At 39.3% G+C, this 22,256-nt stretch carries 19 protein-coding genes; 5 read left to right on the top strand and 14 right to left on the bottom strand.

The features are described 5' to 3' along the window. Positions 1-87 precede the first annotated feature (87 nt). A complete protein-coding gene (gene yfaE, locus ACXVWB_RS00925; RefSeq protein ID WP_289901720.1) occupies positions 88-336 on the top strand; it encodes a class I ribonucleotide reductase maintenance protein YfaE in 249 nt (82 codons plus the stop codon). On the opposite strand, the gene dapB is transcribed toward yfaE, so the two are convergent. The 14 genes from dapB to glnS form a co-directional block, all read right to left on the bottom strand. Beyond that, complete coding sequence (gene dapB, locus ACXVWB_RS00920; protein ID WP_289901719.1) at positions 331-1,143, bottom strand: 4-hydroxy-tetrahydrodipicolinate reductase; 813 nt, start codon at positions 1,141-1,143, stop codon at positions 331-333. The genes yfaE and dapB overlap by 6 nt on opposite strands. A 17-nt stretch (positions 1,144-1,160) precedes the next feature. Beyond that, the gene (locus ACXVWB_RS00915) at positions 1,161-1,787 is read right to left on the bottom strand and encodes a LysE family transporter (RefSeq protein ID WP_289901718.1); all 627 of its coding nucleotides are present in this window, start codon (positions 1,785-1,787) and stop codon (positions 1,161-1,163) included. Beyond that, positions 1,781-2,275: a phosphatidylglycerophosphatase A family protein gene (locus ACXVWB_RS00910; protein WP_369866504.1), complete on the bottom strand. Its 495-nt coding sequence runs from the start codon at positions 2,273-2,275 to the stop codon at positions 1,781-1,783. The genes ACXVWB_RS00915 and ACXVWB_RS00910 overlap by 7 nt, the downstream gene beginning before the upstream one ends. After that, positions 2,275-3,255 carry a thiamine-phosphate kinase gene (thiL, locus tag ACXVWB_RS00905; protein ID WP_289901717.1) on the bottom strand — a complete coding sequence of 327 codons (981 nt, stop codon included), beginning with the start codon at positions 3,253-3,255 and terminating at the stop codon, positions 2,275-2,277. The genes ACXVWB_RS00910 and thiL overlap by 1 nt, the downstream gene beginning before the upstream one ends. Before the next feature lie 57 nt (positions 3,256-3,312). After that, positions 3,313-3,750: a transcription antitermination factor NusB gene (gene nusB / locus ACXVWB_RS00900; RefSeq protein WP_289901716.1), complete on the bottom strand. Its 438-nt coding sequence runs from the start codon at positions 3,748-3,750 to the stop codon at positions 3,313-3,315. 5 nt (positions 3,751-3,755) lie between these two features. Beyond that, positions 3,756-4,229 (bottom strand): 6,7-dimethyl-8-ribityllumazine synthase, encoded by a 474-nt coding sequence (gene ribH, locus ACXVWB_RS00895; RefSeq protein ID WP_005695997.1) that lies wholly within the window; start codon positions 4,227-4,229, stop codon positions 3,756-3,758. 105 nt (positions 4,230-4,334) lie between these two features. Then, entirely contained in the window at positions 4,335-6,800 is a 2,466-nt protein-coding gene (locus tag ACXVWB_RS00890) for a glycogen/starch/alpha-glucan phosphorylase (RefSeq protein ID WP_297568133.1), read from the bottom strand. Between the two features lie 114 nt (positions 6,801-6,914). Beyond that, positions 6,915-8,354 carry a glycogen synthase GlgA gene (glgA, locus tag ACXVWB_RS00885; RefSeq protein WP_289901714.1) on the bottom strand — a complete coding sequence of 480 codons (1,440 nt, stop codon included), beginning with the start codon at positions 8,352-8,354 and terminating at the stop codon, positions 6,915-6,917. 89 nt (positions 8,355-8,443) lie between these two features. Continuing rightward, positions 8,444-9,742, bottom strand: coding sequence for a glucose-1-phosphate adenylyltransferase (gene glgC / locus ACXVWB_RS00880; RefSeq protein ID WP_289901713.1), 1,299 nt, complete (start codon positions 9,740-9,742; stop codon positions 8,444-8,446). Further along, positions 9,732-11,750: a glycogen debranching protein GlgX gene (gene glgX, locus ACXVWB_RS00875; RefSeq protein WP_289901712.1), complete on the bottom strand. Its 2,019-nt coding sequence runs from the start codon at positions 11,748-11,750 to the stop codon at positions 9,732-9,734. Before glgX ends, glgC begins: the two co-directional genes overlap by 11 nt. A 17-nt stretch (positions 11,751-11,767) precedes the next feature. Continuing rightward, entirely contained in the window at positions 11,768-13,957 is a 2,190-nt protein-coding gene (glgB, locus tag ACXVWB_RS00870) for a 1,4-alpha-glucan branching protein GlgB (protein WP_289901711.1), read from the bottom strand. A 35-nt stretch (positions 13,958-13,992) separates the two neighbouring features. Next, complete coding sequence (locus tag ACXVWB_RS00865) at positions 13,993-14,385, bottom strand: 4-alpha-glucanotransferase (RefSeq protein WP_297568140.1); 393 nt, start codon at positions 14,383-14,385, stop codon at positions 13,993-13,995. Between the two features lie 129 nt (positions 14,386-14,514). After that, positions 14,515-14,955 (bottom strand): YcgN family cysteine cluster protein, encoded by a 441-nt coding sequence (locus tag ACXVWB_RS00860; protein WP_289901709.1) that lies wholly within the window; start codon positions 14,953-14,955, stop codon positions 14,515-14,517. 66 nt (positions 14,956-15,021) lie between these two features. Then, complete coding sequence (gene glnS, locus ACXVWB_RS00855; protein ID WP_289901708.1) at positions 15,022-16,695, bottom strand: glutamine--tRNA ligase; 1,674 nt, start codon at positions 16,693-16,695, stop codon at positions 15,022-15,024. 221 nt (positions 16,696-16,916) lie between these two features. Between glnS and ACXVWB_RS00850 the strand changes: the two genes are divergently transcribed. The 4 genes from ACXVWB_RS00850 to ACXVWB_RS00835 all read left to right on the top strand — a co-directional run bounded on the left by ACXVWB_RS00850 (position 16,917) and on the right by ACXVWB_RS00835 (position 22,183). Next, positions 16,917-18,098: an efflux RND transporter periplasmic adaptor subunit gene (locus ACXVWB_RS00850; protein ID WP_289901707.1), complete on the top strand. Its 1,182-nt coding sequence runs from the start codon at positions 16,917-16,919 to the stop codon at positions 18,096-18,098. A gap of 18 nt (positions 18,099-18,116) precedes the next feature. Then, a complete protein-coding gene (locus tag ACXVWB_RS00845) occupies positions 18,117-20,048 on the top strand; it encodes a MacB family efflux pump subunit (RefSeq protein ID WP_297568145.1) in 1,932 nt (643 codons plus the stop codon). Between the two features lie 84 nt (positions 20,049-20,132). Then, a complete protein-coding gene (gene tdeA / locus ACXVWB_RS00840) occupies positions 20,133-21,500 on the top strand; it encodes a toxin/drug exporter TdeA (protein WP_289901705.1) in 1,368 nt (455 codons plus the stop codon). 53 nt (positions 21,501-21,553) lie between these two features. Beyond that, positions 21,554-22,183 (top strand): histidine phosphatase family protein, encoded by a 630-nt coding sequence (locus ACXVWB_RS00835; RefSeq protein WP_289901704.1) that lies wholly within the window; start codon positions 21,554-21,556, stop codon positions 22,181-22,183. Positions 22,184-22,256 lie beyond the last annotated feature (73 nt).

Here is a 22,256-nt window from a genome sequence, read left to right as displayed (position 1 = left end):
TATTAGCTCGCTATATTACAACAAAAGAGCCGTGAGTTTTACTTCTCTTTCTTCTATAATGAGCAAAATTTTGTTTTATTTTGTTTCATGAAAATCTATCTTATTCAGCGCCAAATCACCTTAAATTTCGATAACCAAACTTCTCTGCTTAACTTTTTAGAACAACATCAAATTTACCATGAATATCAATGTCGTTCAGGTTATTGTGGTTCTTGCCGCGTGAAGATCAAAAAAGGTAAGGTATCTTACGCCGATGCGCCCCTTGCATTTATTCAACCGGATGAGATTCTACTGTGTTGTTGTCGGGTGGAAAGTGATTTAGAAATAGAATTATAAATTATTCAAATCCAACACATCAGTCATATCAAACAATCCGTGAGATTGTTTTTCTAGCCATTTACCTGCACGCACTGCGCCATTAGCAAAGGTCATACGGCTTGATGCTTTGTGAGCAATTTCAACGCGCTCACCAATATCCGCAAACCAGACACTATGTTCACCCACGACATCAGAGGCACGAATGGTAGAGAAACCAATTTCATCACGTTTACGTTCGCCTGTAATGCCTTCGCGACAAAATACGCCATGCGTTTTCAAATCACGTCCAAGAGTTTTCGCAATGTGTTCGCCCATGGAAAGCGCGGTACCTGATGGGGCATCCACTTTGTGGCGGTGGTGCGCTTCAATGATTTCGATATCGCAATAATCGCCCATCACTTTGGCGGCTTTTTCTAATAGTTTAAACACCAAATTCACGCCTACGCTGAAGTTGGATGCAAATACAATGGCAATTTTTTCCGATGCGGCTTGAATTGCGGCTTTGCCTGCATCATCAAACCCCGTGGTACCAATCACCATTTTTTTGTTATGAGCGACACAAAATGCGATATGCTCAAGCGTGCCTTCCAGACGCGTGAAATCAATTAGTAAATCAAAGTTATCTTTTTCTGCATTTAAATCATCTGATACTTTGATACCTAATGCACCAATACCCGCTAGTTCACCCGCATCTGCGCCAACTAAAGAAGAACCTTTACGCTCAAAAGCAGCACCTAATTCTGCCCCTTCTGCATTATGTACGGCTTGAATTAATTGACGTCCCATTCTTCCGCCTGCGCCAGCGATCGCAATTTTTAATGTCATATTTTGTCCTTTTTTTATCAAATTAAAGCGTGTTGAACGCTACTATAAATTAAATAGATTCCGAAGAAAATAAAAATCAGCCCTGCTGCATTATCAATATAGCGACTATATTGGCTATAAAACTGTTTTGCAACAGAACGCGAGAAAAGCACTGAAATGATGTAGAAATATAAAAAGGTTTCGACGGTAATCACGGCAAGTGCGGTCAAAATTTGTGATGTTTCGGTAATATTTACTAAAACCAATGACATCACACTGCTGAAATAAATCACCACTTTAGCATTAGACAAATTGACCAATAAGCCTTTCATAATGCTTTTTAAAATCGATTGATTTGGCACATTTGCATTCTGTTTTTCATCAAAAACCGCATTGGTTTTCACTTTTGCCATTTTAATGCCGAGATAAACTAAATACGATCCGCCAAGCATCATCACAATGCCTTGAATAATTGGCATCGTGGTAAAAATAATCGCGAGTCCTAAAACGGCAGCCGTTGCCCAAATTAATACGCCTATGGTAATTCCAATCACGCCACTAATAGCTTCTCGACGAGATCTCATGGCAGAAATTCGGCTGACATAGAAAAAATCTGGACCAGGCGAAAGTAAACCAACAAGATGAATAATCATTAAATTTAGCATGGCAAGCCTACAATACGTAATATCACAATCACGATAACAGCATAGATTGCTGCTAAAACATCATCCACCATAATCCCAAAACCACTTTCCAGTTTTTGGTCAAAATAACGGATGGGATAAGGTTTTAAGATATCGAAGAAACGGAACAGTACAAAGGCAATAACAATCCAAGGCAAGGATAAAGTTGGAATTGCAGCTAGCACAATAAATACCCCAACAAATTCATCCCAAACAATGGAACCGTGATCATGAACGCCCATATCATCTGCGGTTTTTTGACATAGATAACAGCCAAGCGCAAAGCAAAGTGCGGTCAAAATTAAGAAGATTTTTAGTCCTACACAAGCTAATAATGCGGAGCCTAAAATCGTTCCAACTAAACTTCCCCATGTACCCGGTGCTGGACGAATTAATCCAGAACCAAAACCTAATGCAAGTAAATGAACTGGATTTTTTAAGCTAACTCTATCAAGTGGTGAACTATTCATTATTTATCCTTAAAATGATCGAAACCAGACGACGCTTGATAATTGATGACACGTCCATCTTTTAAAAAAGTAATCTGATTGTTATTTTGCGGAACAATTTTTCCGATACAGGTACAAGGTACATTCAACGCTTGAGATAACTTCTCAATCTCAGATTTTTTATTTGCGGGAATCGTAAAGCAAAGCTCATAATCTTCCCCACCACTTAATGCAAACGCTTCTGCTTTTTCTAAGCGATATGTTTTTTTGAGTGATGTAGATAAAGGTAAGAAGGATAAATCAATCTCCGCAGAACATTGGCTTCTCGTTAAAATATGTCCTAAATCAGCGACAAGACCATCTGAAATATCAATGCATGAATGCGCTACATCCACTAAGGCTTGACCTAATTCAACGCGTGGCGTTGGATGAAAATGACGTTTTACTAAAAATTCACTATCAAAATCGACCGCACTTTTACCTTGTAAGATCCAATTTAAACCCGCCGCGCTATCACCTAACGTGCCCGATACATAAATTAAATCGCCAACCTTCGCATTATGTCGGAATAATGCCTTTCCTTTTGGTACAACCCCTTGTGCCGTAATGGTGACAGAAAGTGGGCCTTTTGTTGTATCGCCACCAATTAACGTCACATCATATTGATTTAATGTATCAAACAGACTTTGACTAAATTGGCTTAGCCAGTTTTCATCAACTTCAGATAATGTCAGTGCAAGAGAAATCCAAGCAGGTTTAGCGCCCATAGCAGCTAAATCACTTAGATTTGTCGCGATAGCTTTATAGGCTAAATCTTGGGGGAAAATAGAAGATAAAAAATGCGTACCCTCGACCATTGTATCGGTGGTGATCGCAAGCTGATAGCCTTCTGGAATATGAGTGATCGCACAATCATCCCCAATACTGAAATCAACAAAGTGTTGATTGCCTTTTTGTATTGAGAAATATAGTCCTATAAGATCAAATTCACCTGTACTCATTTTATCTGCACACCAAAAAACAAAGGGCAGACATTTGTCTACCCTACATTTGAATAATTATTTGCGACCTAATGCAGGAGCGACTTTATCCAATACACCGTTAATGTACTTATGGCTTTCATCTGCACCAAACACTTTCGCCACTTCAATTGCCTCATTAATCGCCACTTTATACGGTACATCTGGCTCAAATTGAAGTTCGTAAACCGCTAAACGTAAAATCGCTTTTTCAATAGGATCTAATTCATCCAATGCGCGATCTAAATAATGGCTCATTGAAAAATCAACAGCTTCTACATTCGCAACAGTTTGACGGAAAAGGCGGCTAAAATAAGGTTTATCCACACCTTTTAAATCTTGATCTATAACGAAAGTGAGTTCCACTTGTTCTGGTGCGTTACCAGACAGCGCCCAAGAATATAATGCTTGAACCGCACATTCTCTCGCTCTACGACGTGGTGATACTTTTTTTACAGGTTCTTTTTTCTCTGTCATTTGAATTATGCCGCATCAATTTGTTGTAAAAGGTTCACCATTTCAAGTGCAGTTAATGCTGCTTCTGCACCTTTGTTACCTGCTTTAGTACCTGCACGCTCGATAGCTTGTTCAATATTTTCAGTGGTTAAAACACCGAATGCTACTGGGATTTCAGCTTGCATTGCTACTTGACCTAAACCGCTGCTTGCTTCGCCAGCCACATATTCAAAGTGAGCTGTACCACCACGGATTACTGTACCCAATGCTACAATCGCATCAAATTTTTTGCTTTCAGCTAAACGACGTGCTACTAATGGAAGTTCATACGCACCTGGTGCTCGAACGATTGTAATATTCTCATCTTTCACTTGGCCGATACGTTTTAATGCATCTACCGCACCTTCTAATAAACTTTCATTAATAAAACTGTTAAAACGAGCAATCACCACTGCGATTTTAGCATTTGGCGCAGCTACCGCACCTTCTAAAACTTTCATACTTTTTCCTAATCTGAATGAACAATAAATTTGACGGTGGATTTTAGCATAAAAAGAAACCCTGTGGAAATAATCCGACAGGGTTTTCTATGAGTGGAAAAGAACTTACTTCTCGAGTTTTAACGGCTCAATTTTCCAAATATTTTTCGCATATTCAAGAATCGTACGGTCTGATGAGAAGAAGCCCATATTCACCATATTTTGAATGGTACTTGCAATCCATACATCACGATCTTGATATTTTTTATCTACCGCTTTTTGCGCTTCCATATAACTGCGAAAATCAGCAAAGGATTGATAATAATCGTGGTATTGTAAACCTTGAATGAGAGAGTGATAACGGTTCGGTTCTTCTGGTGAGAAATAACCACGAATGATTTGATCAATGACTTCACGTAACTGCTCGTCATTTTGATAATAATCAAACGGACGATAACCTTCGCGACGTAATGCTTCAACTTGTTCAACCGTATTACCAAAGATAAAGATATGATCCTTACCAACGTTATCTAAAATCTCAACGTTCGCACCATCAAGTGTACCCAATGTTAACGCACCATTTAAGGCAAATTTCATGTTACTGGTACCTGATGCTTCTGTTCCTGCAAGAGAGATTTGCTCAGAAATATCTGATGCTGGAATGATTAATTGTGCAAGACTCACGCTGTAGTTCGGGATAAATACAACTTTTAAACGACCTTTTAAGCGCTCATCGTTATTGATGACATTCGCGACATCGTTAATTAAACGAATGGTTTGCTTTGCCGCATAGTAAGCCGAAGCCGCTTTACCCGCTAAAATAAATACGCGTGGCTGCCAATCTTTTTCTGTGTGTGCCAACATTTCGTTATAACGAGCAATAATGTGTAACACATTAAGCATTTGACGTTTGTATTCGTGAATACGTTTTACTTGAACGTCAAATAATGCATGCGGATCTAAATCGATGTTAAGTGTTTTCTTCACATATTCTGCTAATTTCACTTTGTTATCGTATTTGATATCTGCGACAGCACGCTTAAATTCACCTTTATCTGCAAACGCTTTAAGTTTTTCAATTTGGCTTAAATCGCAACGCCATTCAGAACCAATATATTGATCAAATAAAGCCGCTAATTTCGGATTTGCTACCGCAAGCCAACGACGTGGTGTAATACCGTTTGTCACATTGGTGAAACGTTCTGGATAGATACGCGCAAAATCAGCAAAGGTTGATGTCACCATAAGATCTGAGTGAATTGCCGCAACACCGTTCACTTTATGAGAACCTACAACAGACAACCATCCCATGCGTACTTTACGTTGATATCCTTCTTCGATAAGTGAAACACGACGGATAAAGTCCATATCGGTGGTAACATAAGTTTTTACATACTCAAGGAAATGATCATTGATTTCAAAAATCATTTGTAAGTGACGAGGCAAGATTTTCGCCATCATTTCTACCGGCCAGGTTTCTAATGCTTCTGACATTAAAGTATGGCAAGTGTAAGAGAAAATGCGACGAGTCTTATCCCAAGCATGTTGCCATGAGTAACCGTGTAAATCGATTAAAATACGCATTAACTCAGGAATGGCTAATGCAGGATGGGTATCATTCAAGTGAATCGCCACTTTATCAGCAAGATTATCCAATGTACCATGGGTTCTTAAATGACGACGGAGAATATCTTGTAAAGACGCTGATACTAAGAAGTACTCTTGACGTAAACGCAACTCACGGCCATTCCAAGTAGAATCATCCGGATAAAGGACACGAGAAAGGTTTTGGTTAGCTGAACGCGTTGCAACTGCTGCTAAGTGATCACCACGGTTAAACTCGGCTAAATCAAACACCTCACCACCATGAGCAGACCATAAACGCAACGTTGATGCTGAATCATTTTTATAGCCAGGAATCATTTGGTCGTATGCAAGTGCGGTCACTTTTTCAGCCGGATTCCAAATACATTTTTTGCCTTCAAAATAAATATGACCACCAAAATCAATACTGAAACGTTTTGATGGACGCATAAATTCCCAAGGTGCGCCTTTTTCTAACCAATCATCAGGGCGCTCAACTTGTTGGCCATTTTCAATTTTTTGACGGAACATACCGTATTCATAGCGAATACCGTACCCCATTGCTGGAATCGCTAACGTTGCCAGTGAGTCCATAAAACAAGCAGCAAGACGACCTAAACCACCATTACCTAAACCAGGATCCACTTCTTTTTCAATAATCTCTTCTAAATCAACATTTAATTCAGCCAAGGCTTTTTGTGCCACATCATAAATGCCTTCTGCGATCATAGCATTAGAAAGTGTACGGCCGATTAAAAATTCCATAGAAAGATAATAAACACGGCGAGTTTCTTCTGCACGAGATTGGCGTGCAGTCGTAATCCAACCTTCTGTCACTAAATCACGCACCGCATGGAGAGTTGCATTGAGCCAGTCACGTTGACTCGCCTCTTTTGGTGAACGACCAATTAAGAAAATTAATTTATAAACAATTGCTTTTTTCACGCCTTCAATATCAAGACTTGGTCGATTGTAGAGAAATGGCGAATCAAAATTATCCATGATCATAGAAAGTAAAACCTCAATAAAAAATCGCACAAATTTTAAGCTTTTTTATGAAAAAAACAACAAAAATTCCCCCTTCAAAGGCGATTATTTCGAAGAGAGAGTCAATCTATTGAATTATGCATTTAAAATGCCTAAATAGAGCTGCTCATATTGAGTGGCTGCATTTTTCCAACTAAAATCCTGTGCCATGGCATTATTACGAATCCTCGCCCAAACACGTTGTTTTTGCCACAAGGCAAAGGCATGCTGAATTGCACTTCGTAAATCATCAGCTTCGGCTTTCTGGAATACAAAACCTGTTGCGGTACTCGCTTCAATGGTTTCACTTGTACAGTTTGTGACTGTATCCGCTAATCCTCCTGTCGCACGAACAAGCGGCAATGTGCCATATTGCAATCCATACAATTGAGTTAATCCACAAGGCTCAAAACGGCTTGGTACTAAAATCACATCACCGCCTGCAACCATTAAATGTGAAAGTGCTTCGTCATAACCAATTTTTACTGCGATATTTTCTGGGTAACGTTGTGCTAATTGACAAATTCCCTCTTCCAAATGTTTAGCACCAGAACCGAGAATCGCTAATTGACCACCTTGTTTCACAATTTCATCCGCTGTCGCAATCAATAAATCCACGCCTTTTTGTTCCGTTAAGCGAGTCACCATCACAAATAAGAGTGCATCTGGCTGTTGTGGTAAATTGAAATAAGCTTGTAAATCAGCTTTATTTTTCTTCTTGCCCGCAATGGATTTCAATTTGTAGTGATGCTGAATATAAGCATCACAACTTGGATGCCAAATTTCTTGATCTACGCCATTTAAAATCCCTACCAACTTGCCAGCTTCACGTAAACCCGTTAATAAGCCTTGCAAGCCATAAGCAAAATCTGGTGTGGTAATTTCTTTCGCATAAGTAGGACTAACGGCTGTCACCATATCAGAATAATAAAGCCCCGCTTTCAAATAGGAGATTTGACCAAATAACTCTAAACCATTAACATGAAACATCCCTTCTGGTAAGCCAATTTCATGTAAATGGTGATGTGCGAATTGCCCTTGATAAGCAAGATTGTGAATCGTAAATACTGATTTTGCAGGACGACCTTTATTAAAGAGATAAGCTGCTGCTAAACCTGCATGCCAATCATGGGCATGAACTACTTCTGCTCGCCACCAACTGTCTAAGCCTGTCGCAAGCTCAGCCCCCACCCAGCCTAATAAAGCAAAGCGCTTATAGTTATCGGCATAATCATTGTAATCGGTATCATGATAAGGATTCCCTTCTCGCCAATAAAGATGTGGCGCATCAATTAAATAAATCCCTACGCCATTGTATTCGCCATAACGTAATACAACATGACCTGCAAAATTATCAAATTCTGTCACGACATGCGTATTCTCAATGCCCGCAGAAATTTTTGGATAAGCCGGCAATAAAATACGTGTATCAATACCAATCTCTTTTTGGGCAAAAGGTAACGCCCCTAAAACATCGGCAAGTCCGCCTGTTTTGAGTAAGGGATACAGCTCCGAGCAAACATGTAAAACTCTCATAATTTTCCTTTTATAGTTAAAATTGTGCTATCATTGATAACAGCACAATCTTTTTAATTCAATAAAATACTGTCAAAATTAACCGCACTTTAGTCCAAATGCTCTTCATTAGTGACTTCTTCACCGTGCAATCTTTTCAACATTGTCGATGTAACTAGTACAACTTTACCCGTTGAACTGACGCGGAAGCGTTTACTATCAAGGGCTTTATCCACACCGATTTCCATTCCATCTGGAATGATACAATGGCGATCAATAATACAATCTTTCAATATGCAATTTTTACCGATTTGTACTTGCGGTAATACAACACAGTGATCAACTGAAGATCCTTCATTGATTTTAATTCTGTCGAATAAAACAGAGTTACTGATTGACGCATCAGTAATCACACAACCCCCTCCAATAAGCGAGTTATCTACCGGTTTGACATTCACATTTTTATAGAAGAATTTAGATGGATAAGCTTGTACTGGATTACCACGAATTGGCCAGCTTTGATCGTAAATGTCTAATTGCGGATTTTCTGAAACCAAATCGATATTAGATTGCCAGAAGCTATCAAGCGTCCCCACATCACGCCAGTAAATTTCGCCTTCAGTGTTACGTCCAGTACAAGAACGGCTGAACGGATGCGCATAAAGCACACCTTCTTCTAAGCATTTTGGTAACACATCTTTACCAAAGTCATGTGATGTACAAGGCGTATTGACTTCTCTATCTAACATTTTGTAGAGGTATTCTGCATCAAAAACATAAATACCCATTGAGGCTAATGATGTATCTGGTTTGCCAACCATTGCTGGTGGATCTTTCGGTTTTTCAACGAAGGCTTTCACTTTAAGATTTTCGTTTACTGCCATCACACCAAATTCACTCGCTTCAGAACGTGGTACTTCAATACAACCTACTGTACATTTTGCTCCACTTCTCACGTGATCCATCAACATGACACTGTAATCTTGTTTATAAATATGGTCACCTGCAAGAATCAAAATATATTTTGGACGATAGTGATTACGGATAATCGCCATATTTTGATATACCGCATCCGCTGTACCACGGTACCATGTAGAATCATCAATTTGTTGACGAGCAGGTAGCATATCAACGAATTCACCACGCTCTTGTGGTAAGAATGACCAACCTGTTTGTAAATGGCGTAATAAAGAATGAGCGGCATATTGAGTCACGACCCCAATGCGATTAAGACCGGAGTTAATACAGTTGGAAAGCGCAAAATCAATAATGCGACGATTACCGCCAAAATATAACGCAGGTTTAGCGCGTTTATCTGTTAATTCATGTAAACGGGAACCACGACCACCAGCCAAAATAAGCACTAAAGTATCTTTAACTAATTCATATTTATTAAGATCACTTTTCATAACAAACTCCATCGTTTTCATCATCCATATGTTCCAACACTTCAAATGCTATACCGCTCACATCACATTGTTGAATCACGCTATTTTCAGTTTCGGCAATCTTTTTCCATTTACCACTTGGAAAATAAAAAGATTGCGGTTCAGTTTTTGCATTAATTAAGAAAAGATACTTGCCGTCCAACATGATTTGTAGGGCTTTGCTTTCCCGATTATGCCAATCGTCTAGGGTCATCGGGTTTCCCCCAGTATTCAACCACACGACATTTTCATCCGACCACCAAGCCTCCTGTTGCAAACTTTTAATTTTTTTTCGCAATGCAATCGTTTGCTTGGTGAAGTCAAATAAGGTTTGGTTAAAATCATCCCACTTTAACCAAGTAATTTCATTATCCTGGCAATAGGCATTGTTATTGCCATATTGGCTGTTGCCGAACTCATCTCCGGCAAGTAGCATGGGTACACCATTTGCCAGTAATAAAGAGCCTAATAAGCCTTTTTCTGATAAAATACGGTTATTTTCGACCGCACTTTGCCATTCATCTGCTAAATCCAGTTGAGAACCTTCAATTCCATGATTGTAGCTATAGTTTTCATTCCGTCCATCACGGTTCTCTTCACCGTTAGCTTCATTATATTTATGGTTATAGCTCACTAAATCTCGCAACGTAAAACCATCATGGGCTGTAATAAAGTTCAAGCTGCCATGTGGTAATCGATCTTCACGATTAAAGATATCGCTAGAGCCAGCAAAACGCTCAGCAAAGACGCCTACCTCACCACTTTGCCATAGCCAAAAACGGCACATATCATCACGGAAACGATCATTCCATTGAGAGAAATAAGCGGGGAAATACCCAACTTGATAACCGTAATGGCCTATATCCCAAGGTTCTGCAATTAATTTAATTTTTTGTAGAACGTCATCTTGTTCCATTTCCACAAACAATTTTGCATTCGGATTGAAATCAGGCGTTTCACGCCCCAACACTGTGGCTAAATCAAAACGGAAACCATCTACATGGCATTCTGTTACCCAGTAACGTAAACAATCTAATACCCATTTGCGAGTAACATCATTAGCAAGATTGAGCATATTGCCGCATCCCGTCCAGTTGAGGTAGCCTCCATGCTCGTTTTGCCAGTAATAGGTTTCATCATCAATACCACGCTGACAAAATGTAGGAAATGATTTTTCGGATTCAGCCGTATGGTTAAATACGACATCTAAAATCACTTCAATGCCCGCTTGATGCAAGGTTTTGATCATGCTCTTAAACTCATTTAAAGGCTGTTTTTGATCAGCGGCATAACTTGGTTCTAAAGCAAACATAGCTAGTGGATTGTAACCCCAATAATTACGTAATCCTTTTTCTTGCAAATGCGGTTCATCAATAAAGAAATTCACTGGAAGCAATTCAAGGCTAGTAATACCCAATGATTTAAAATACGCAATATTTTCTAGGTGTGCTAACGCTGCATAAGTACCCCGGATATTTTCTGGAATACGGGAATTTAATTGGCTAAATCCTTTGATATTCAGTTCATAAACAATGGTTTGAGCCCAAAGAATAGACGGCTTACAATCCCCTGACCAATCAAAACGTTCATCCATAATACGACCTTTAGGCGCAACTGATGCATTATCTCGTTCATCATTTAACAAGAAAATTGAGCGGGCTTCTGATGAACTCAAATCTGGTTTATGAGTGACCGCTTTCGCATAAGGATCAAGCATTAACTTTTGCGGATTGGCTAAAGTGCGGTCATTTTTGCCTGTGATTCTAAAAGCATACTCATCATTTAACTCAACTCCTTCAATTGCCACATGCCAAATATCATCGGTTCTGCTCATAGCAAAACGGCTTTCTTTGCCATCACGGAACAAGCAAAGTTCAATAGCATCCGCCGCACTAGAAAAAAGTGCAAAATTCGAAATTTTTAGTCCATTTTCCAGCGTTTGCGAATATCCCATTGGGGAAGGTTTTCCATTGTTATAAATACTAAACATCGTGTTCTTCGCTATTGTTATGCTTTATATTTTAAATAGATTGTTGCGAGTGGCGGAATGGTCACGCTAATCGAATTATCACGTCCGTAACTGGCGATCGCTTCGCTTTTCACTGAACCGAAATTACCTACATTTGAACCTTGATAATACATTGAGTCAGTATTCAAAATTTCCTCGTATTCACCCGAGGCATTCACACCGATACGATAGCCTTCACGTGGTACTGGGGTGAAGTTGCTGATCACAATAATGCGTTCGCCATTACTACTTTTACGTTCAAAAGCAAAAACTGAATTTTCCGCATCATCTACCACTAACCAATCAAAGCCTTCCGGCTCACCGTCTAGTTCAAAGAGCGGTGCATTTTTTTGATAAATTCCGTTCAAATCTTTGACTAATTGCAATACGCCTTTATGCCATAGGCCACCATGGTTTTCGTCAAGCAAAAACCAATCCAAGCTTTCTTCATAATTCCATTCACGACCTTGAGCAAATTCATTACCCATGAATAATAATTTCTTGCCTGGATAGCCCCACATATAACCATAATAGGCACGTAAATTCGCGAATTTTTGCCATGTATCACCCGGCATTTTACCGAGTAACGAACATTTGCCGTGTACAACTTCATCGTGAGAAAGCGGTAATACAAAGTTTTCGCTGTATTGATAAATCATCCCGAAGGTCATTTTGTCGTGATGGTAACGACGATAAACTGGATCGAGTTTCATATAACTTAAGGTGTCATTCATCCAGCCCATGTTCCATTTGAAATTAAATCCAAGTCCACCATTTTCTGTCGGATGAGTTACACCACCAAAAGAAGTCGATTCTTCAGCAATCGAAATAGCGCCAGGCACCTCAGAATGAATTTTCCAATTGGTATGTTTTAAGAACTCAATCGCTTCTAAATTTTCACGCCCTCCATATTGATTCGGGATCCATTCGCCTTCAGCACGACTATAATCACGGTAAATCATCGATGCTACTGCATCTACACGGATACCGTCTAGACCAAATCGTTCAAGCCAATACAGGGCATTGCTGGATAAGAAGTTTTTCACTTCATTACGACCATAGTTGTAAATCAAAGTATTCCAGTCTTGGTGATAGCCTTCTCGTGGATCAGCATACTCATATAAGGCAGAGCCATCGTATGCTGCTAAACCATGTGTATCACTTGGGAAATGTCCAGGCACCCAGTCTAAAATGACATTAATGCCTGCTTTATGTGCTTTTTCGACTAAACGTTTAAAAGCTTCTGGCGTACCGAAACGGCTGGTTGGAGAATACAAGCCTATCGGTTGGTAGCCCCAAGAACCATCGAATGGAAATTCGGAGAGCGGTAAAAACTCAATATGAGTAAAGCCCATATGTTTGACATAAGGAATGAGTTCATCAGCAATTTGGTCATAATCAAGCCAGAAATTATTCTCTAAATTACGTCGCCATGATCCCAAATGCACTTCATAAATCGAAATAGGTTGATTACGTTGGTTCGCTTTACGACGTTGCTCCGTCATTTCGACTACATCCGGTAACATACTGATTTCTGATGCGGTATCAGGACGTAATTCCGATCTGAATGCATAAGGATCGGCTTTCAAACGAAGGTTGCCATTGCAATCAATTAATTCAAATTTATAGCGTTGACCAAGGCTAGCTTTTGGTAAGAATAATTCCCACACACCACTTGCGGGATGGAAACGCATTGGATGACGGCGACCGTCCCAATAGTTGAAATCACCGACCAACGAAACGCGTTTAGCATTTGGCGCCCATACACGGAAATTCACACCTGATACACCATCACATTCGGAGAAATGTGCACCTAATACGTCATAAGGACGTAATAATGAACCTTCTGCTAATAGCCATTGGTCTAAATCATTAATCATTGAATGGAAACGGTAAGGATCTTCAATGAGATGCACATCCGATCCCCAATACACTTTAAATTGATAAGCAAAAAAGTGGTTCACGTCTGGCACAATAGCGGAGAAAAAGCCACGTTCATCCACTCTTTCTAAAGTAACCACCATGGATTGGGTTTCTTTATCAATCACTTCCACTTTATCTGCATCTGGTAATAAAGTACGGATCTCAATACCATTGTGGGTCTCATGCATGCCTAATACAGCAAAAGGATTGGCATGTTTGCCATCAAAAAATGAATTAATTACTGATTGCGCGACTAGTTTCGTCATAACATACTCCTTTATGCTTTAGAAGCTTAATTAATTTACAACCGATTGCATTTTCTCATTTGTTGAGCGACAAAAAGCATTAAACGATAATAGCTAAAAGGCAAAGCAGGCAATGAAAGTGCGGTTGAATATGGCATTGTTTTTTCAAACTGAATTTGGTTTTGCTCGTCGAGCAATTGATAACGCAAAGAAGCATCTGGAGGAGAAGAAAACGCGGTTAAATCATCATGAATGGGCTCGTTTTCAAAGGCACACATTACATCTTGGAACGGCTGATTTTGTCCAATGTTCGGCGGAAATTGCAACTGCTCGATAAAATAATCAATACTGGTTGGCGATGCATCAATCAAATGCCCATCAATATCATAATGGGAAAACGAAATGCCAAGATGTTTAGCAGATTGTTTGAATGATAAGGACATTTGCATACAACGAATAATACTTCTACATAATACTTACTAAGTATTATAAGTAAGTGCAATTGAAATACAATTACCAATATTGCAAATTGTGACCTACATCAAAAAACAAATTTCAAAAAGTATATTAGTGAAAATTTATTCAGTTTCAGTCACAAATTCAAACCAATCAATCACATCTTCTTCGTGTACGCCATCTTGAATTAAAATGCCTGCTTTTTTCACTGAGTCTGGATCGCCACTGATTAAGGGATGCCATTCGGGCAAAGGTTTCCCCTCATACAATAAACGATATGCACAAGTATTCGGCAACCAACCAAAATCAGGCAAATTCTTTTTGGTTAATTTCGTACAATCACTTTCGATTTTAAAACGTTCAGGATAATTACGACACTTCCCTGTTTCCACATCTAAGAGATTGCAAGCAATGCGTGTGTAATAGAGTTTTTCACGCTTGCCTCGCCCTTGTATGTATTTTCGATAACAGCATTTTCCGCAGCCATCACATAAGGCTTCCCATTCGGATTCCGTCATTTCAAGGAGAGATTTTTTTTGCCAAAAATGAGATTCAAATTGCATAGTCAAGCCAATAAAAAAGTGCGGTCAAAATTTACGTGATTTTTGACCGCACTTTGTTGTTTAGAATTAGAAGCCTTCTTTTAAGCTTACGGTTAAGTTAAACACTAAGTGCTCTGGACGGCTATCTTTGTTATCCGCACAGAAATAACCTTCGCGTTCAAATTGGTAACCTTTTTCTGGTTCCGCATTTGCGAGGCTTTGTTCTACAAAACCGTGTTTTACCACGAGAGAATGTGGATTTAACACGCTTTCGATTTCTTCTGCTGCACCTGGGTTGGGTACGGTGAAAAGACGCTCGTATAAACGGAACTCCGCTGGGTGATTATGCACTGCAGATACCCAATGAATTACCCCTTTCACTTTACGACCATCCGCTGGATTCTTACCTAACGTTTCTGGATCGTAAGTACAGAAGATCGTGGTGATTTCACCATTTGCATCTTTTTCGACACGTTCAGCTTTAATCACGTAGGCGTTACGTAAACGCACTTCTTTACCTAACACTAAACGTTTATATTGTTTGTTCGCTTCTTCATGGAAGTCTGCACGATCAATATAAAGCTCTTTTGTAAATGGTAATTGACGCTCACCTAATTCAGGACGATTCGGGTGATTTGGCGCTGTTAAGGTTTCTTCGCCTTCAAAGTTTTCAATCACAACACGAACAGGATCAATCACCGCCATTGCACGAGGTGCGTTTTCGTTTAAGTCTTCACGAATGCAGGCCTCAAGTGCTGAATACTCTACAACGTTATCTTGTTTAGTCACACCAATACGACGACAGAATTCACGTAACGAAGCCGGGGTATAACCACGACGGCGTAAACCTGAAATTGTTGGCATACGTGGATCGTTCCACCCATCCACAATACCATCATTCACTAATTTCAATAACTTACGTTTAGAGGTTAACGTACCTTCTAAATTTAAACGAGAGAATTCATATTGATGCGGTAATGGACGTTCAATACTGATATTTTCCAACACCCAGTCATATAAACGACGGTTGTCTTGGAATTCTAATGTACATAGAGAATGTGTAATACGCTCAATGGCATCAGAAATACAGTGAGTAAAATCGTACATCGGGTAAATGCACCATTTTTCACCAGTTTGGTGATGGCTCGCAAATTTAATACGATAAAGCACGGGATCACGCATGACCATAAATGGCGATGCCATATCAATTTTCGCTCGAAGACTTAATGTCCCTTCGGCAAACTCACCGTTTTTCATTCTTTCAAATAACGCAAGGTTTTCTTCGACACTACGATCACGATATGGGCTGTTTTTACCCGGCTCAGTTAATGTACCACGATATTCACGCATTTCATCCGGAGAAAGCTCATCCACATACGCTAAACCTTTTTCGATCAACTCAATGGCATAGCCATAAAGTGCATCGAAGTAATCAGATGCATAACGAGGTTCGCCTTCCCATTTAAAGCCTAACCATTCCACATCCGCTTTGATAGAATCCACATATTCCACATCTTCTTTCACCGGATTAGTATCATCAAAACGTAGGTTACATAAACCGTTATATTCTTTTGCTAAGCCGAAGTTTAAGCAAATCGATTTTGCATGGCCAATATGCAAATAGCCGTTTGGCTCAGGCGGGAAACGAGTATGAACGCTTTTATGTTTACCTGAAGTTAAATCTTCATCAATAATTTGAGTAATGAAATTGTGTGTGCGGGTATTTTCCGCATTTTCTAGAGTGTGTTCTGTATTGCTCATAAATTTCTCAATAAATTGAAAATAATTACTCCATTCTATACGAAAAGTCAGGCGTTGTGAATTTGATCCCAAAACTAACCGCACTTTCATTGAATTAACACGGAATTTTTTAGAATTTTTAGGTCTAATTTGAAGATTTATCGTGCAAACTAAAAAGTTTACCTTTAGAATACACACCCACTGAACAAACGTTCATTTTTTATTTAGGATGACACGTCTTTATGAAAAAACGCTTTTTTATTTTACTCGGATTACTCATTGCTGCTAGTGCAGCTTATTATTTTTTCTCTAGCAATAGCAAACAAGAAACGACTTACCTGACGGAATCCATTACACGTGGCAATGTTGAAAAAACAGTTGTCGCTTCTGGTTCAGTTGAAAGCGTGAATGAAGTCGATGTCGGTGCCCAAGCTTCGGGTAAAATCACAAAACTCTATGTCAAATTAGGGCAAGAAATCAAAAAAGGCGAAATGATCGCTGATATTGATTCCACCACACAAATTAATACCTTAAACACAAAAAAGGCCGCGTTAGTTAGCTATCAAGCACAATTAAAAGCGAAAAAAACCGCTTACGATGTTGCCCTTTCAAGCTATAACCGCTTATCAAAACTTTATACGCAAAAAGCCACGTCTTTGGACAGTGTAAATACCGCAAAAAGCACCCTTGATAATGCAAAAGCTGAAATGGAAGCCATTGAAGCCAATATCAAACAAGCTGAAATTGAAGTGAATACCGCAGAAACCAATGTGGGCTACACCAAAATCACCGCCCCAATGGACGGTACCGTTATTTCTGTACCCGTTTCTGAAGGTCAAACCGTTAATGCCAACCAAACGACGCCAACAATTGTAACCATTGCCGATTTAAGCAAAATGAAAATTAAGCCTGAGATTTCAGAAGGTGACATTACCAAAGTGAAAGCCGGTCAAGAAGTGAGCTTTACTATTTTATCGGATAGCCAAACCCTGTATCACTCCGTCATTGATTCTATTGATCCAGCCAATACCACGACAAGTGATAGTTCTTCAACCTCAACTTCTAGTAGCTCAAGTAGTAGCTCAACGACCAGTGCAATCTACTACTACGCGAATGTGTTGATTGATAACCCAGATCGTACTTTACGCATCGGAATGACGACAGAAAATAACATCAAAATTGCCAACGCGAAAGATGTGTTATTGGTTTCCAATATGGCTATTCAAAAACGTGATGGCAAAAGCTTTGTCAATGTATTGAATGACAAAAATCAGCCAGAACCTCGCGAAGTTGAAACCGGTGTTCAAAATGATTTCAAAACTGAAATCAAATCGGGTTTAAACGAAGGTGAAAAAGTCATTGTGTCGCAAGTTGCGAATGGTGAACAAGTTGGCTCTATGCCTCGTGGTCCAAGAATGTTCTAAAAGTGCGGTAGAAAATTAATGAATATTATTGAAATTAAGGATCTCAACCGTTACTTCGGTGAAGGCGAAAATCGTGTTCATATTTTAAAGAATGTCTCTTTAAATATAGAAAAAGGTGATTTCGTCGCGATTATTGGGCAATCGGGTTCGGGTAAATCGACCTTGATGAATATCATCGGGTGTTTGGATTCGGCAACCAGTGGCTCTTACAAAATCAATGGTAAAGAAACCATTGAATTAAGCAAAGATCAGCTTTCAGATTTACGTAGCCAAAAATTCGGCTTTATTTTCCAACGCTATAACTTATTATCGAGCTTGACCGCTGCAGAAAACGTCGCCTTGCCTGCAATTTATGCGGGGATGTCGCAAGAAAAACGTCTTTCTCGTGCGAAACAACTTTTAGAAAAATTAGGTTTAGGCGATAAATGGCAAAATAAACCAAGCCAGCTTTCTGGTGGTCAGCAACAACGTGTGAGTATTGCGCGTGCGTTGATGAATGGCGGTGAAATTATTTTAGCCGATGAACCCACTGGTGCATTGGATTCACAAAGCGGTCAAAATGTGATGGAAATTCTGCGTCAATTACACGCAGAAGGCCACACTATTATTATGGTAACCCATGATCGCGAAATTGCCGCCAGTGCCAATCGCGTAATTGAAATTAAAGATGGCGAAATCATTGGTGATACGCAAAAAGAAGCGGTAAAAAGTGCGGTCGAAAATCCAACCAAATCTAAACCGCACTTTGGGTTCAGCAAAGATCAATTTGTTGAAGCTTTTCGTATGTCAGTGAGTGCGATTATTGCCCACAAAATGCGTTCTCTTTTAACCATGCTTGGGATTATTATTGGGATTACCTCCGTGGTTTCCGTTGTGGCATTGGGAAACGGTTCACAACAAAAAATCTTGGCAAACATTAAAGGCATTGGTACAAGTACCATGACCATCTTTAATGGTACTGGCTTTGGTGATCGTCGTGCTGAACAAATGCAAAATCTGACGATTAATGATGCCACTGCTTTAAACCAACAAAGCTATGTACAAAGTGTCACGCCGAATAGCTCATCAAGTGGCACATTAATTTATGGTAACCAGACTTTCTCCTCGACCAGTTTAAAAGGTGTGGGCGAACAATATTTTGATGTAGATGGATTAAAACTAAAATCAGGCAATTTATTTTCTGCTCAAGATGTTGCTGATAACAATCAAGTAGCCTTAATCGATGAAAGTGCAAAAAAATCCATTTTTCCAGATGAAAATCCCATTGGCAAAATTGTAATGTTTAATAAACGTCCACTACGTATTATTGGCGTGGTATCTGATAAACAAATGGGCGGAGCAAGCAGTTCACTTAATCTCTATGCCCCTTATACCACCGTGATGAATCGTATTTCGGGTAGCAAAAAAATTGGTTCAATTACCGTAAAAGTAGATGATTCGGTGAATACGACTGTTGCTGAAAAAGGGATTACTGAATTGCTGACCATGCGTCATGGTAAAAAAGATTTCTTCATCATGAATAGCGATACCATTAAACAAACTATTGAAAGCACAACGGGCACGATGAAATTGCTCATTTCTTCTATCGCCTTTATTTCACTGATCGTTGGTGGGATTGGGGTGATGAATATTATGTTGGTTTCCGTAACAGAACGGACCAAAGAAATTGGTGTGCGCATGGCGATTGGCGCGAGACAATTTAATATTCTGCAACAATTTTTAATTGAAGCTGTGTTGATTTGTTTAATTGGCGGCGTGACGGGGATTCTGCTTTCGGGTTTAATCGGTCTGCTCTTTAACGTATTTATGACTGACTTTACGATGGCATTCTCAACTGGCTCAATTGTTGCCGCAGTGGTCTTCTCAACTTTGATTGGTGTGATCTTCGGTTATATGCCGGCAAAACGCGCAGCACAATTAGATCCAATCACAGCCCTTGCGAGAGAATAAAGAAATTTTGTAAAACTCAAAAGAGCGGTTAAAATTCTTACTAATTTTTGACCGCACTTTAATTGAAAAAGAAAGGAAAAATCCATGTTAAAAATGAAAAAATTAACCTTAGCAATCGCAATGGCAACGGCTCTAGCAGGTTGTGCTAATATCGGCGATTCTTATAAAGCGAGCCAGCAGGATTACCAAAATTATTCGGAAATCACCAAACAATTTAATGTAAAAGAAAACTGGTGGGCGCTTTACAATGATTCACAATTAAATCGTGTGGTAGAACAAGCATTAGTAAATAACAAAGATTTAGCCAAAGCGTCTGTTGCCGTAAATCGTGCTCTATATAATGCAAACCTTGCAGGCGCGAATTTAATTCCGGCATTTAGCGGTTCAACCCAATCTTCCGCAAGTAAAAACGTGAAAACGGGTGGTAACTCAACCATCAGTCATAAAGGTGCATTAAATGTGAGTTATACATTAGATTTATGGCAACGTTTAGCAGATACTGCAGATGCCGCAGAATGGTCACATAAAGCAACGGCTGAAGATTTAGAAGCTACAAAACTTTCACTCATCAACTCTGTTGTAACAACCTATTATCAAATAGCCTACTTGAATGATGCGATTAGCACCACGCAAGAAAGCATTAAATACTACAACGATATTAGCAGCATTATGCAACGTCGTTTATCACAAGGTGTTGCGGACAGCGCAAGTGTAGATCAAGCACAACAAGCGGTATTGAACGCACGTAACAACTTGATCAACTATCAAACACAACGTAAAACAGCAGAACAAACTTTACGTAACTTACTTAACTTAAAACCAGAAGAAGCATTAAATATCAACTTCCCACACATTCTTAATGTAAAAAATGTAGGCGTAAATTTAAATGTGCCAATTTCTGTGATTGCGAATCGTCCTGATGTAAAAGGCTATCAATATCGCTTAAGCAGTGCATTCAAAAATGCCAAAGCAACTGAAAAAGGCTGGTTCCCTGAAGTCACTTTAGGCGGAAGTTTAACATCAAGTGGTAATAAAGTGGGCAATGCCCTGCATAATCCTATCGGAGCTGGCGTATTAGGAATTAACCTTCCTTTCCTCAACTGGAATACCGTAAAATGGAACGTGAAGATCTCTGAAGCTGATTATGAAACTGCTCGTTTGAACTATGAGCAAAGCATCACTAAAGCCTTGAATGATGTAGATACCAACTACTTCGCCTATACCCAAGCACAAAGCGCCTTTTCGAACTTGCAAAAAACTCACAGTTATAACCAACGTATCACTAAATACTATCGAGATCGTTACAATGCAGGTGTATCTGAATTACGTGAATGGCTTGCTGCGGCAAATACAGAGAAAAGCTCTCAACTTTCTATCTTGAATGCGAAATACAACATCATTCAAGCAGAAAATGCCGTATATAGCTCAATGGCAGGTTATTACTCTCGTTAAAATTCTGGTTAAGGAAGTTTCAACTTCCTTAATCTTTTTTATGGACATGAAAAATGAAAAAACAGCTGACTTTTTATTTTATTCGTCACGGTAAAACTGTTTGGAATACGGAAGGTTTAATGCAAGGGCATGGCGATTCCCCTTTAACTGAAGAAGGCGTTAATGGTGCGAAAAAAACAGGTATGGCACTTAATCATATTCCTTTCATTGCTGCTTATTCCAGCATATTGAAACGTACTATCGCGACCGCTTCTCATATTATTGGTGAACGAGATATTCCCCTTTTCCATCACCAAGGTTTAAACGAACAGTATTTTGGTTCTTGGGAAGGCAAAGTTGTCGATACGTTAAGAGAACATCCAGAATTCCAGCAACTTATCAAAGATCCCGCCAATTACAACGCTGTTTCAAATCGCGGTGAAACCTATGAGCAGCTTGCTGAACGAGCCATGAAAGCATTAGACGATATCATCAAAGTTCACAATTACGGAAATATCTTAATTGTTTCTCACGGACATACATTACGTTTATTGCTTGCTCTATTAAATGGTGCAACCTGGCAAAATCACCGAGATGAAGATAAATCAGTATCACTCATTAATGCCTCTATTAGTGTTGTTCATTATGACGATAAAAAAGGATTTGATGTTGAAAAGATCAATGAATCTCGCCATTTAGTGTAACTCAATAGTAATATATTACTAATCTATCTTTTGCTTATAGGCCTACCTTTATATCCTTGCTGATAATAAAGCA

The organism is Haemophilus sp. SZY H53 (genome assembly GCF_054332375.1).
This window is presented reverse-complemented; position numbering and strand designations above follow the sequence as displayed.

Coding starts and splice junctions, on each gene's coding strand:
- glgX (WP_289901712.1), bottom strand. CDS start 11,750: ATGTTTAGTATTTATAACAATGGAAAACCTTCCCCAATGGGATATTCG.
- ACXVWB_RS00850 (WP_289901707.1), top strand. CDS start 16,917: ATGAAAAAACGCTTTTTTATTTTACTCGGATTACTCATTGCTGCTAGT.
- ACXVWB_RS00860 (WP_289901709.1), bottom strand. CDS start 14,955: ATGCAATTTGAATCTCATTTTTGGCAAAAAAAATCTCTCCTTGAAATG.
- thiL (WP_289901717.1), bottom strand. CDS start 3,255: ATGAGTACAGGTGAATTTGATCTTATAGGACTATATTTCTCAATACAA.
- yfaE (WP_289901720.1), top strand. CDS start 88: ATGAAAATCTATCTTATTCAGCGCCAAATCACCTTAAATTTCGATAAC.
- ACXVWB_RS00865 (WP_297568140.1), bottom strand. CDS start 14,385: ATGCAAATGTCCTTATCATTCAAACAATCTGCTAAACATCTTGGCATT.
- glgC (WP_289901713.1), bottom strand. CDS start 9,742: ATGAAAAGTGATCTTAATAAATATGAATTAGTTAAAGATACTTTAGTG.
- ACXVWB_RS00890 (WP_297568133.1), bottom strand. CDS start 6,800: ATGATCATGGATAATTTTGATTCGCCATTTCTCTACAATCGACCAAGT.
- ACXVWB_RS00910 (WP_369866504.1), bottom strand. CDS start 2,275: ATGAATAGTTCACCACTTGATAGAGTTAGCTTAAAAAATCCAGTTCAT.
- ACXVWB_RS00915 (WP_289901718.1), bottom strand. CDS start 1,787: ATGCTAAATTTAATGATTATTCATCTTGTTGGTTTACTTTCGCCTGGT.
- ribH (WP_005695997.1), bottom strand. CDS start 4,229: ATGAAAGTTTTAGAAGGTGCGGTAGCTGCGCCAAATGCTAAAATCGCA.
- glgA (WP_289901714.1), bottom strand. CDS start 8,354: ATGAGAGTTTTACATGTTTGCTCGGAGCTGTATCCCTTACTCAAAACA.
- nusB (WP_289901716.1), bottom strand. CDS start 3,750: ATGACAGAGAAAAAAGAACCTGTAAAAAAAGTATCACCACGTCGTAGA.
- ACXVWB_RS00835 (WP_289901704.1), top strand. CDS start 21,554: ATGAAAAAACAGCTGACTTTTTATTTTATTCGTCACGGTAAAACTGTT.
- glgB (WP_289901711.1), bottom strand. CDS start 13,957: ATGACGAAACTAGTCGCGCAATCAGTAATTAATTCATTTTTTGATGGC.
- dapB (WP_289901719.1), bottom strand. CDS start 1,143: ATGACATTAAAAATTGCGATCGCTGGCGCAGGCGGAAGAATGGGACGT.
- tdeA (WP_289901705.1), top strand. CDS start 20,133: ATGTTAAAAATGAAAAAATTAACCTTAGCAATCGCAATGGCAACGGCT.
- ACXVWB_RS00845 (WP_297568145.1), top strand. CDS start 18,117: ATGAATATTATTGAAATTAAGGATCTCAACCGTTACTTCGGTGAAGGC.
- glnS (WP_289901708.1), bottom strand. CDS start 16,695: ATGAGCAATACAGAACACACTCTAGAAAATGCGGAAAATACCCGCACA.